Origin of the sequence: Bacillus sp. 1NLA3E, assembly GCF_000242895.2 — a bacterium.
Lineage (GTDB): Bacteria > Bacillota > Bacilli > Bacillales > Cytobacillaceae > Bacillus_BU.
On record NC_021171.1, the window covers coordinates 1,013,616 to 1,026,137 of the forward strand.

Below are 12,522 nucleotides of genomic sequence, written 5' to 3' on the forward strand. Positions count from 1 at the left end.
TTAAAATAAATTATATTTTGAAAATTTAATCAATTGAGGTGGAATGGATGAATGTACCATTAGTATTAACACAATTTCTTGACCGTGCCGTATCTTTATACGGACCAAAACCAGCTATTATAAGTGACGAAAGAGTATTTACATATGAAGAGTTAAACAGTAGAGTAAATCAATTATCACATGGATTAAGGGAATTCGGTGTTCAAAAAGGGGACAGGGTTGCGTATTTAGCACCAAATTCAGCAGAGATGTTAGAAGGTTTTTATGGGGTTTTCCAATTAGGTGCGATTATGGTCCCATTGAATATTCGCTTAAAGCCAGATGATTATTTGTTTATTTTAAACCATAGTGAGTCAAAAATATTGTTTGTCGATGAGGATCTTTATTCTTTAATTAAGCCGATTAAAGATAAATTGACTACTGTCGAAGCAATCGTTGTTCATTATAAAGAAAAGGACACTCCAGAACTTGATTACGACGCATGGTTGTCTAACCAATCTGAACTGCCATTTAAGAGGGAAGTACTGGATGAGGATGATGTTTGTAGCTTATTGTATACAAGCGGAACAACGGGGAATCCAAAAGGTGTTATGTTAACACATCGTAATAATTATATTCACGCCTTAACATCAATGCATCATTTACGGGTATCCGATCAAGATGTATTATTACATGTATTACCAATGTTCCATGTGAATGGATGGGGCTCACCGTTTTATTACACTGCTAATGGTGCTACTCAAGTATGCTCAAGAAAGACTACGGCTGAAACTATTTTTGCTGCATTGCAAAAGCATAAAGTTTCAATAATGCATATGGCACCAACTGTTTTAAATTCTCTTCTTCAATTCTATGAAAAAAATGTTCCACAAATTGACCAAGCTGTCCGTGTTGTGATTGCCGGATCTGCTCCACCACCTGCATTTATCACAAGAGTAGAAAAAGAACTTGGCTGGGAATTCATTCAAGTATATGGAATGACAGAATCCTCACCATTAAGCACCGTATCAACCATTCGTTCACACCTAAAGGATCTTCCTGTTAAAGATCAGTACCGGATGAAAGCAAAAGCTGGTCATTCCATGATTGGTTGCGAGGTAAAAATCGTCAACGAAGATGGTGAAGAGGTTGCTCACGATGGAAAAGAAATTGGCGAGGTTGTAATTAGAAGTAATGGGGTTATGTTAGGATATTGGAAAAATGAAGAGGAAACAATGAAAACGATTCGTAATGGTTACCTTTATACTGGTGATATGGGGAATGTTGATGAGTATGGCAATATTGACATCGTTGACCGGAAAAAAGATGTTATCATCAGCGGTGGAGAAAACATTTCTTCTATTGAAGTAGAAGGCGTCCTTTACGAGCATCCATCTATTGTTGAAGCAGCTGTTATTGCGGTTCCACATGAGAAATGGGGCGAAACTCCTCATGCATTTGTTGTATTAAGGGAGAATACTAGTTTGACAGAGCAGGAGATCATTGCCTTCTCTAGAGAAAAGCTCGCACATTTTAAAGCGGTTACAGGAGTTACGTTTGTGACAGAATTGCCTAAAACTGCTTCTGGAAAAATTCAAAAGGTTCATTTACGTGATGACTACTGGAAAAGTAATGGGAATGAAAGCCCAACTCGATTTGTAAACTAATGAAAAAAACAGGATGGCCCGCGGTAACTGCGGGGCCATCCTGTTTTTTGATATAATGATATAGGCATATATCACTCTAGATAAGGAGGGCGGCGATGTCTCAAAATTCAGGTTGCAAAACGGAACAAAGGGATCGAATTGTTGCTATAGATATCATCAGAGGAATTTCAATTTTTGGTATATTTTTAGTCAATATGATGTCATTCCACTCACCGCTTCTTTACGTCGATCCTCATACTAGGTGGCACCAGGGGCTAGAAAAGTATACTTATAGGTTCATAGATGTGTTTGCAGAGGGGAGCTTTTATCCATTATTTGCGCTGCTATTCGGATATAGCTTTGTACTGTTTCGAGAAAAAGTAGTAGGACAAGGTATGAATTTTACCGTCTTGGCATTACGGAGATTATTCTTTTTATTAGTTGTGGGGATCATCCATGCATTTTTCATTTGGCATGGGGATATTCTCATTCAATATTCGATTTTAGGTTTTATTTTTATTTTTTTTGTAACCTTACCTGAACGATCCTTGCTCTCTAGTGGACTTTATTTGTATGGGGTTCCGGTATTATTTCTACAAATATGGCTATTTGTCAGTACTTGGTTCATGAACAAGGACATGACCAATCAATTTGACCCGAGGGCAGTCCAACATTCTCTTCATATTTACCAACAAGGAACTATTAGCGAAATAACAAAGATGCGAATAACTGACTGGATGGTGACAAATAACACTGGGAATATCCCATTTTTGCTTGTATCAATCTTCCCATTGTTTTTAATCGGAGCCGGGTTCGCTAAACAGAAGTTGCTGGAAAGATCGTTTAAAAGAATATCGCAAATGATGTATTTGATGCTTAGTCTTGGACTGATGTTTAAGTTTGTTCCCTACTTGTTTGAAGGGAATCCATGGGCACAATATACACAAGAAAGTATTGGAGGTCTTTGTTTAGCCATTTTCTATGGAGCTGCCATCATCAAAATAACCCAACATGAGAAAATGACAAAATGGCTCAGTCCTATTGCCGCAGTAGGGAGAATGTCGATCAGCAACTATTTATTTCAGTCGATCATTTCAACATGTATTTTTTATAGCTATGGGTTTGGTTTTTATGGGAAGATTTCATTATTTAGTGGTACCATTCTCGTGATTATTATTTTTATCGGGCAGATAATAACAAGCAATTTGTGGCTAAAGAGATTCTCTGTCGGACCCGTGGAATGGATCTGGCGCTGTTTCACCTATATGAAGGTTATAAAACTAAGAAAATAGGAAAGAAGTAAACAATATAAACACCTTAATTTAGTTATTTTGTCAAAAATATGATATGATGGTGTCATTATTTAGGATATAAGGAGGAAAATTATGATACACGCACATATTACTGCCTGGTTTTTATCAATCATATTATTTTTTGTCGCGTTAAGCCTACAAAAAAATGGAAAACAAAAAGGCGCCAAAATCGTTCATATGGTATTAAGATTGTTCTATGTTTTAATTTTATTAACTGGGTTCATGCTTTTATTTAGTATCACTAACATTAGTGGACTATATATTTTAAAAGCAGCAGGTGGCCTTTGGATTATTGCTAGTTTAGAATTAATCCTAATTAAATCAGCGAAGCAGGTAAAAACGTCACCATTCTGGATTCAATTTGTGGTTGCCTTTTTGCTAGTATTATATTTAGGATTTTCATTGCCGTTAGGTTTTAACTTCCTATAATAATAGAAAAACAGGCTGTTCCCTTTGTGGACAGCCTGTTTTTCTATTGGTGAAACCCGAGACACGTAACATGTATTTTGTTAGGAAATTTTTTCGATAATTAACCGTTTGCCACTGTTTAAGGTGAATTCAAACCTGTCACTAATCTTTTCAAAGTAGCTAAAATGGTGCTGGACGGTGCAGATGTGTTCTTGATTATCAAAAACGATGAAATTAACACCACTATTAGGCTGCTCCTTATTTAGAAATGTCAAATGGTTATAGCAATAGATGCAATCATAAATAGAAAACTTTAATGAGTTAAGTGTTGTCACAAAATGGATCAAAGCTTCATCATGTAGCTCCTCTAACAATCTTTCCAGTGAATAAACAAGATGCCTTCTCACCCTAATTTTATCATGATTTTTGAGTGTGAGGACATCATCGGCAAATCCTACTTTCCCTTCCTCAAATAAAATTCCTTTTCTCCAGACTTTGTTTTGGAATATTTCAATTTCTTGGTGAAGATTGTCATCTAGTAATGAGGCTTCTTCTGTCTCATCATCAAAGAAAACCCATTGATCGTTAATATATTCAATACTTCCCATTGTAAAGGCTCTAGGTTGCCCTTCTAATAAAATTATTCGTTGTTGTCGATTCATGATTAACCTCCGTGAATAGCACCTCACTTTACTGTCTAGACACTTTACCCACTTTTTATAACAACAAAGGCTATTTTTGAAAAATAACCATTTCTTTAGGTTTGCATAAGATAAAACCATTCCAATAACAAAGCCTTAAATGGGAAGAGAGGATGAAAAAATAATGTGCGGGATAACAGGTTGGATTGACTATCATCAAGACATTCGAAAACAGACAACAACTATTTCGAAAATGGCTGAAACACTGGCAAAAAGAGGACCGGATGATACGAATGTTTGGACAGATATTCATGCCGGGTTTGGTCACAAGCGATTAGTTGTTGTCGACCCTGAGGGCGGAAAGCAACCTATGACCAAGGAGAAATCCGGAAACCGTTACACCATTTGTTACAATGGAGAGCTATACAACACTGAGGAAATACGTAGAGAGCTACTTATAAAAGGATATTCTTTTAAGGGGCATTCGGACACTGAAGTTTTACTTTCAGCATATATAGAGTGGCAAGAAGAATGTGTTCAATACTTAAATGGAATTTTTGCCTTTGCGGTGTGGGACGAAAACAGGCAGCAATTATTTATAGGCAGAGACCGCTTAGGAGTAAAACCACTGTTTTTTGCTGAAATCGGTAGTGGGATTGTGTTTGGTTCCGAGTTAAAAGCTGTGCTGGCTCATCCGGATTTGAAAACTGAAGTAGATCGTGAGGGACTCTCGGAGGTTTTTGGGTTGGGTCCATCTCGTTCACCAGGGGTTGGAGTTTTTAAAGGTGTGAAAGAACTGCGACCAGGTCACGCCCTTTTGTTAACAGTAAATGGCTTGAAGGTGTGGCGCTACTGGAATGTCAAAAGTGAAGAACATGGTGATAGCTTAGGAGAGACGATTGAAAAGGTCCGCTTTCTCGTGACAGATGCGGTGACACGTCAGTTAGTTTCAGATGTTCCCCTGTGTACATTTTTATCAGGTGGGGTGGATTCCAGCGCCATAACAGCCATTGCTGCAAAGCAATTTGAACAGGATGGCAAAGGGCAGCTTTCCACGTATTCGATTGATTATGAGGGAAATGATTTATTTTTTAAAGAAAATGAATTTCAGCCAAATTCGGACTCTGCATTTATTCAAAAAATGGTGAAGTCTTACGGCACGAAACATCATAGCAACATCATTTCACAAATTGATTTGGCAAATCACCTGACTGAAGCTGTTCATGTTCGAGATTTGCCGGGGATGGCTGATATTGATTCTTCATTGTTATGGTTTTGTCGGGAAATTAAGAAGGATTTCGTTGTCAGTCTTTCAGGCGAATGTGCAGATGAAATATTTGGCGGCTACCCATGGTTTTATCGAGATGATGATTTAAATCGTCAAGGTTTTCCGTGGATGCGCTCAGCTAACCAGAGACAAGGAATTTTGAGAGGAAAATGGCAGTCGAGGCTGATGTTGCCTGAATATATCATGGATAGGTATTCTGAGACAATTGCTGAAACGCCAAGATTAGACAATGAAAATGAACAGGATGCCAAGCGGCGTGAGCTGTTTTATTTGAATATGATTTGGTTTATGACGACGTTGCTTGACCGTAAGGACCGCATGAGTATGGGAGCCAGCTTAGAGGTTCGTGTGCCGTTTGCTGATCATCGTTTAGTCGAGTATGTTTGGAATATTCCTTGGGAGATGAAGACGTTTGGTCATCGCGAAAAGGGAATTTTACGCAAAGCACTAGAGGGATTATTGCCAGATGAAGTTTTGTATCGAAAGAAGAGTCCGTACCCGAAAACACATCATCCAGAATATACAAAACAGGTCAATCTATTACTGGCAGATGCATTAAGTGATAAAAGTTCTGCGTTGCATGAGTTTTTTGATCCGAAAGTCCTGAAGGAGATTATTGAGACGAAAGGTTCTGCCTTTACGGTTCCGTGGTTCGGACAATTGATGACAGGGCCGCAGTTGTTGGCGCATTTATTTCAAATTCATGTGTGGTTTAAAGATTATGGGATTAATATTGTGGAAAGTTAACTGGGGTCTATGTCTGGCCCTGCTTTTTTTGTTTGGCTGTGGCTTGCTAGCGGGTTTTGGACTTGAAAAAATGCTTTGGCGGATTGGCAAGCCTTTTTCGCGGATTGGAGCCCGAATTTCGCGGATTGGCGGCTGATTTTGGCGGATAGGACCACGAACTTGGCGGATTGGCCCCAAAACTTGGCGGATAGAATAAAAATTAGTGTAATTTTTCCAAAGAAAGCTGATAAACAAGATGTCTATTTTTACCCGAAGAAGGCAAATTCAATTTTTTAAACTTTTTTTGTGCTATATCTGGTGAATTCAGGTGCAAAAACTCCCGCAATTGTTGATTTGTGATCATTGGACCGATAAGAAGGTAATAATCCCTTAACGCCTTAATGTGAGCATTTCGAGATGTCACACCACATGTCGAGCAGTGCCACAAACCGCGCTTATACTCCATCGCAAAACACTTACATGAGGGGCATTGAACACCTGTAGGCAGCGAGGACCTCGATATTTTATAAATTTTTTCAATGTCATAATATGGTTCAATATCTTTTTTCAGCAATAGCTTGCACAGCTTTCTAATCATTTCTGGAGGGTACTTAACCGTTTGATATCTCCTTGTGAACGCCTCAATCCGATGGATAACACTCCGGCCACGGCAAACTCGATATTGGGCTTCACTCCCGGGTTCTATCTTTAACACACAGTTTTTATTGCTCATCATGACTAGATATTCCATGGGCAAATCCGGAAATTGATGCTTTCTAAGCCAGTTTTTAAATTCACGAAGTTGAAACTGGGCCTGCAAAATGGGATCCTCATAACCAATTTCATCATTTTGAACCAACTGATCACAAGTTTGGTCAAAATCCAATTTTCCGGCCATGTTTTTCGCTTCAATTATTAGTATATAGGTTGGAGTTAGGATTAAATCATCGATTTGAAACTGGAATCCTTTTTCGTTGGCTAACCGAATGCCTTGAAATATGTGGTAATCTTTATCAGGGAGATATTCTAAAATGGTATCTAACCTTTGCTCACCATAGTATCCGGCTTCTTTCCGGGCAATGTCTTTTAAAATGACTGGAATTTGGGGATGACCAACGGGGGTTCGGCACAAGCAAGCTTCATTAAATTCGAGTTTTCGAGGTTTTTTCCGTTTTTTATGTATCAAATAACATCATTCTCCTTTCTTTGGACATAAAAGACCTTCGGCACAGTACAAGGAAATTCCTTCACTTTCCCTCTTTTTTTGAAAAAATAAACAGCAACCGTCGACATTTTCATCCATTGTTGCATCTTGTTTGACTGTCCGCAAACAAACAGATAATCTAAAGGCGTATGTAAAAATTGAGAAGATTCAGATGAATGATGAATAAATCATAAATCTAATTTATTTCAAGGGGGAGCGGAGTTAGTTGAAAAAGAGAGTATTTCCTTTCATTTTAATCCCGTTTCTTCTTTTTTACGGCCTTCAAGTGGGAGCGGTTGAAAAAAAAGAAGATAACTGGCAAGCAGAAACAATTTATTATTTGATGATTGATCGCTTCAATAATGGGGATTCAAGCAATGATGAAGCGGTGAATGCCAAAGATCCATTAGCGTACCACGGCGGTGATTTTAAAGGGGTTACCCTGCAACTTGATTACATAAAAGACATGGGGTTTACGGCCATATGTCTTTCGCCGATTTTTGATAATGAGGAAAACGGATATCATGGGTATTGGGTTAAGGATTTTTATAAGCCAGAAGAGCAATTTGGCACATTAGCTTCTTTTAAGAAGCTCGTTAAGGAAGCGCATAAGCGGGATATGAAGGTGATTGTCGAGTTTCCAGCCAATTCAGTTGGTCCTCACAACCCGTGGTTACAAGACCCTACTAAGCAAGATTGGTTTCATGAAAAACAAGAAGGTAAAAATATTGAAACTGACTGGATTGATGGATTACCAGATTTAAATCAGGAAAACCCTGCTGTACAAGCTTATTTAATTGATGTGGCCAAATGGTGGGTGAAAGAGACAAGCATAGATGGGTATAAACTAGACCATGCTGCAAATGTCCCCACTAGTTTCTGGACAAATTTTTCTAAAGAAACAAAAAAAGTAAAACCTGATCTATTTCTCCTTGGTGATATTGAAGCTCCAAACGCAGGTGAAGTTGGTGCGTACAGCAAAACAGGCATCGACGGTTTTCTTGACTACGCCTCAAATGGAGTGTTAAGGAATTCTTTCGCCAAGCCAGACCAATCAACAGAAGAGCTTTTTAACATATTAGAAAAAAATAAACAGCTTTATGATTCACCGAATTTGATGGGTACTTTCATGGACAATCAAAGAAGTACGCGATTTACCCACGATGCAGTCCTAAATAACATCCATCCTGGTTCAAGGTGGAAGCTTGCACTAACATACCTTTTTACCACACCAGGGATTCCTATTGTCTATTATGGTAGTGAAATTGCCCTTGAAGGGGGTAAAAACGACGATAATCGTGGCCAAATGGATTTTAGAACTGATCAGGATCTAGTTGAGTATATTACGAAGCTTGGTGAGGTAAGGAATAAATTTCCTTCGCTAACAAAAGGGAGGATCGAGCCTCTTTATACTAAAAATGGGATGACGGTTTATAAACGTGAATATAAAGGTGAAGTGACTGTCGTAGCCATCAATAATACTTCCAAGTCACAAAAAGTCATTCTTGATACCGACCAACTTCCGAAGGACAAAGAATTGCGTGGCTATTTGAACGGTGATTTAGTAAAAAGTAAAAATGGAAAATATCAAATTATCATTGACCGAGATGTGGCAGAGGTTTATGAGCTAGCTGAAAAAAGTGGTCTCAATATTCCCTATCTTATCGCCATGGGAATTGTTTATCTCTTATTTATTGGATTTTTGTTTATTTTAATAAAAAGGTCCAGAAAAAAACGTCAAACTAAATAACAAAAAGGACCGGGCATATTGTGCCCGGTCTTGTTGCTAATTAGCGATAATTAACAAATTGTACTTCTACTGTAAGATCCGCAGCGCGAACGGCGGCAATGATTTGTTGCAGGTCATCACGGTTTTTCCCAGTGACGCGAATTTGGTCATCTTGGACTTGACTTTTAACTTTGACACCACTGTTTTTAATAATGGTATTAATCTTTTTGGCATTTTCTCTATCGATTCCTTGGACGAGTTTGGCCCGTTGACGAACCGTTCCGCCCGAAGCACCTTCTAATTTTCCGTAATCAAGGTTTTTAATCGGAATGCCTCGCTTGATCAATTTTCCAAGTAAAACATCTTTGAGCTGGTCAAGTTTATATTCATCATCGGAAACAAGAACTAGCTCTTCTTTGTCGAGAGATACAGTACTTTTACTGCCTTTAAAATCATAACGGGTTGTGATTTCCTTCATCGTTAAACTTATTGCATTTGTTACTTCAGAAAATTCAACTTGGGACACAATATCAAAAGAGCTCTCTTTTGCCATAAAAACCTCCGAAAACATTTTTCTTTACGTCTACATTATAGTAAAATATAGCAGTTCAAACAACTTAAGGAATTATATTAAAGTGAACATATTGGAGGAAAAGACATGCCTTTAGCAGAAAATGTAGGTCATGTATTGGAACTAACAGTTGCACGCGAATCAGAATTTGGTTATTTTTTAACTGATGGCACTGAAGATGTTTTATTGCATAGAAAAGAAACGAGTCGTCAATATTTTATTGATGAGACTGTAAAAGTATTCCTTTATTCAGATTCAAGGGGACGACTTACGGCAACTGATAAAATTCCTTTAGTAACAGTGGGGAATTATGAATGGGTTAAAGTAGTGGATGTTCAGCCTGGAATTGGGATGTTTTTGGATATTGGAATCCAAAAGGACCTTTTACTGGGGGAAGAGGATTTACCTGCTCACAAGGATGTATGGCCGATGGTTGGTGATTTACTATATGTGACAATCAGGGTTAATCGAAATCAGCGACTTTATGCAAAACTTGCAACCGACCCAATCATGGAAGAAAAAGCGGTTGAGGCGACGGAAACCGCCTTTAATAAAAATGTTCATGGCTATATTTACCGAACAGCGAAGGTAGCCAGCTGGTTGTTTACGGCAGAAGGTTATAAAGGGTTTATCCATGAATCACAGCGGGAAAGGGAACCACGTCTTGGTGAAAAAGTTGAGGGAAGAGTCATCGACGTCAAAATGGATGGGACCATCAATGTTTCCTTGTTACCTAGAAAACAAGATCTGTTGGATAAGGACTCTGAAGCCATCTTCCAATACCTTGAGTCACGGAACGGGGCTATGCCATATAGTGATAAAAGCTTGCCAGAAGAAATTACTGAGCGTTTCAATTTAAGCAAAGCAGCGTTTAAACGGGCATTGGGGAAATTGATGAAGGCTGGCAGAGTGTACCAAGAAGATAACTGGACCTATATTAAAAAAGAAGAGGAAGACTCGAACTGAGTCGCCTCTTCTTTTTTTTGAAAAAGGATCTTTTATAGGTGGTCTGTTGTTTTGGAATATTGATTTTTTCCGGCTTTGCGGTTTTTTTCACGCATCATATTCTTTTCGTGGCGTAAGGCTTGATTATCCTTCGCCTTTTTGTCGTTATCAGATGTATGAGACATATTCATACTCCTTTCAAATAAATTCAATCACCTTAGTTTTCGTCAGATATGAAAAGAGTATGTAAATGTCATTAAGATGGAATGTTATTTAGAAAGAAGATTGCAATGGTTCCTGGACCAGTATGTGCTCCAATCACAGAACCAATCGAAGATACCATGATTTGTTTTGGATGTAATTCTTCTTGGATCATGGCTTGGATTTCCTGGGCGCCTTCAGCATTATCTGCATGGCTAATCCCAACGATTTGTTGCTCAAAGCCTTTTCCGCGCACTTTCATTAGTTCGATGACACGGTGTAATAATTTTTTCTTGCCGCGAAGTTTTTCTAACGGGACAAGTTTTCCATCTTCAACATTTAATAATGGCTTTATATTTAGGAGTCCACCAACAAAAGCAGCTGCTTTTGAGACTCGGCCGCCTCTAGCTAAATAGTCTAGATCCTCAACCGTAAACAAGTGCTCCATATGAAAGGCGTGGAACTGAAGCCTTTTTACCAGTTCGTCTTTTGAGACATTTTCGTTAGCTAAACGGACTGCCTCAACGGCAACTAAGCCTAACCCGAGGGAGGCGCATTTTGAATCAATAATCGTTAAATTAAAATCAGGATACTCCTCTTTGACTTGATTAAGAATCATAACAGCTGTTTGATAGGTACCAGATAGTTGGGAGGAGAAGGCAATATAGATCCCATCTTGCTTGTTTATCGCCATTTCCGTAAACAAATCCTTGAAACGTTGTGGCGGAACCTGAGAGGTTTTTGGAATCTTGCCGGCACGAATGGCTTGATAAACTGTGTTAGGGTCAATCTCTATTTGATCATCGTATTCTTTGTCTTCTAGTTCAACTTTTAATGGAAGAAGGACAACATCATTATCTTCATAAAAGGTGATCGGTAAATCAGAGACGCTGTCAGTTATGATGGTTAACGACATCTTTTCACCTGCTTTTCATCTTAGATATTTATATTTAGTGTATCGGTTTTGTAGGAAAAAAACAACAATCTCACGATAAACAGATAGGGGTAATGTAATGGCTTTAAGTCAATTGAAAAAAATCATTGCCGTGTGTATGGGTGCCTTATTAAATGCCGTTGCTATGAACTATTTTTTAATCCCCGCTAATGTTTATTCTGGCGGTTTTAGCGGGGCTGCCCAACTAATCTCAAAGATTTCAAGACATTTCACTCCGTATCCTTTATCGATGGGATTTTTATTGCTGCTCTTGAATATTCCTGTAACAATCCTTGGGTGGAAAAAGGTTGGGCGCTCCTTCACAATCTATAGCTTCATCAGTGTGGTGCTGATGTCTTTGTTTCTAGATTTTATCCCTGTTAAGAAGGTTTCTTCTGATATTTTATTAAATGCTGCTTTTGGCGGAGTGATCTCTGCTGTTGGTGTTGGTATTACCCTGAGAATGGGTGCATCAACGGGGGGGATGGACATCATCGCCATGATCCTATCGAGAATGAAGGATAAACCTGTGGGTACATATTATTTCACCTTAAATGCCATCATTATAGGAACGGCAGGTTATCTTTTCGGATGGGAAAAAGCTTTATACACCCTTGTATCTTTGTATGTATCAACAAGGGTAATCGATACGATTCATACAAGACATGAGAAGCTTACAGCTTTAATCATTACCAAGAATGCTGACCAGCTAAAAAAAGCCATTCATTCCAAGCTCGTTCGTGGTATGACCACTGTCTCAGCAAGAGGGGGGTATACGAACGAACCTAAGGAAATGTTAATGATCGTCATTACAAGATATGAACTGTTTGATTTGGAAAAGATAATTAAAGAGGTAGACCCGGGTGCATTTACGAATATTATGCAAACCACTGGGATTTATGGATTTTTCCGAAAAGATTAATTGAGAGGTGATCGA

Annotated in this window: 12 protein-coding genes; 7 read left to right on the plus strand and 5 right to left on the minus strand. The window is 38.5% G+C overall.

What is annotated here, in order from left to right; translation table 11 throughout:
• The first annotated feature begins 47 nt into the window (after window positions 1-47).
• From B1NLA3E_RS04975 to B1NLA3E_RS04985, 3 genes are all read left to right on the plus strand, one after another.
• Window positions 48-1,646, plus strand: a complete 1,599-nt coding sequence (locus B1NLA3E_RS04975; RefSeq protein ID WP_015592748.1) for a long-chain-fatty-acid--CoA ligase — start codon at window positions 48-50, stop codon at window positions 1,644-1,646.
• 95 nt (window positions 1,647-1,741) lie between these two features.
• Window positions 1,742-2,917 carry a DUF418 domain-containing protein gene (locus B1NLA3E_RS04980; protein ID WP_015592749.1) on the plus strand — a complete coding sequence of 392 codons (1,176 nt, stop codon included), beginning with the start codon at window positions 1,742-1,744 and terminating at the stop codon, window positions 2,915-2,917.
• A gap of 93 nt (window positions 2,918-3,010) precedes the next feature.
• Window positions 3,011-3,367, plus strand: a complete 357-nt coding sequence (locus tag B1NLA3E_RS04985; protein ID WP_015592750.1) for a YisL family protein — start codon at window positions 3,011-3,013, stop codon at window positions 3,365-3,367.
• Between the two features lie 80 nt (window positions 3,368-3,447).
• On the opposite strand, the gene B1NLA3E_RS04990 is transcribed toward B1NLA3E_RS04985, so the two are convergent.
• Window positions 3,448-4,008: a DUF2777 domain-containing protein gene (locus B1NLA3E_RS04990; RefSeq protein ID WP_015592751.1), complete on the minus strand. Its 561-nt coding sequence runs from the start codon at window positions 4,006-4,008 to the stop codon at window positions 3,448-3,450.
• A 163-nt stretch (window positions 4,009-4,171) separates the two neighbouring features.
• Between B1NLA3E_RS04990 and asnB the strand changes: the two genes are divergently transcribed.
• A complete protein-coding gene (gene asnB, locus B1NLA3E_RS04995) occupies window positions 4,172-6,022 on the plus strand; it encodes an asparagine synthase (glutamine-hydrolyzing) (RefSeq protein WP_015592752.1) in 1,851 nt (616 codons plus the stop codon).
• Between the two features lie 199 nt (window positions 6,023-6,221).
• On the opposite strand, the gene B1NLA3E_RS05000 is transcribed toward asnB, so the two are convergent.
• Entirely contained in the window at window positions 6,222-7,187 is a 966-nt protein-coding gene (locus tag B1NLA3E_RS05000) for a nuclease-related domain-containing protein (RefSeq protein ID WP_015592753.1), read from the minus strand.
• A 244-nt stretch (window positions 7,188-7,431) separates the two neighbouring features.
• On the opposite strand from B1NLA3E_RS05000, the gene B1NLA3E_RS05005 reads away from it, so the two are divergent.
• A complete protein-coding gene (locus B1NLA3E_RS05005) occupies window positions 7,432-8,955 on the plus strand; it encodes an alpha-amylase family glycosyl hydrolase (protein WP_015592754.1) in 1,524 nt (507 codons plus the stop codon).
• Window positions 8,956-8,995: 40 nt separating this feature from the next.
• Here B1NLA3E_RS05005 and B1NLA3E_RS05010 read toward each other — a convergent pair whose 3' ends face one another.
• Entirely contained in the window at window positions 8,996-9,487 is a 492-nt protein-coding gene (locus B1NLA3E_RS05010; protein ID WP_015592755.1) for a YajQ family cyclic di-GMP-binding protein, read from the minus strand.
• Window positions 9,488-9,592: 105 nt separating this feature from the next.
• Here B1NLA3E_RS05010 and B1NLA3E_RS05015 point away from each other — a divergent pair, with 105 nt between their 5' ends.
• Window positions 9,593-10,471: a CvfB family protein gene (locus B1NLA3E_RS05015; RefSeq protein WP_015592756.1), complete on the plus strand. Its 879-nt coding sequence runs from the start codon at window positions 9,593-9,595 to the stop codon at window positions 10,469-10,471.
• Between the two features lie 32 nt (window positions 10,472-10,503).
• Here the strand turns inward: B1NLA3E_RS05015 and B1NLA3E_RS23645 are convergent, their stop codons facing one another.
• Window positions 10,504-10,635, minus strand: a complete 132-nt coding sequence (locus B1NLA3E_RS23645) for a DUF3941 domain-containing protein (RefSeq protein ID WP_083935051.1) — start codon at window positions 10,633-10,635, stop codon at window positions 10,504-10,506.
• 71 nt (window positions 10,636-10,706) lie between these two features.
• The gene (locus B1NLA3E_RS05020; protein WP_015592757.1) at window positions 10,707-11,567 is read right to left on the minus strand and encodes a DegV family protein; all 861 of its coding nucleotides are present in this window, start codon (window positions 11,565-11,567) and stop codon (window positions 10,707-10,709) included.
• A gap of 97 nt (window positions 11,568-11,664) precedes the next feature.
• Here B1NLA3E_RS05020 and B1NLA3E_RS05025 point away from each other — a divergent pair, with 97 nt between their 5' ends.
• A complete protein-coding gene (locus B1NLA3E_RS05025) occupies window positions 11,665-12,507 on the plus strand; it encodes a YitT family protein (protein ID WP_015592758.1) in 843 nt (280 codons plus the stop codon).
• The last annotated feature ends 15 nt before the right edge of the window (window positions 12,508-12,522 follow it).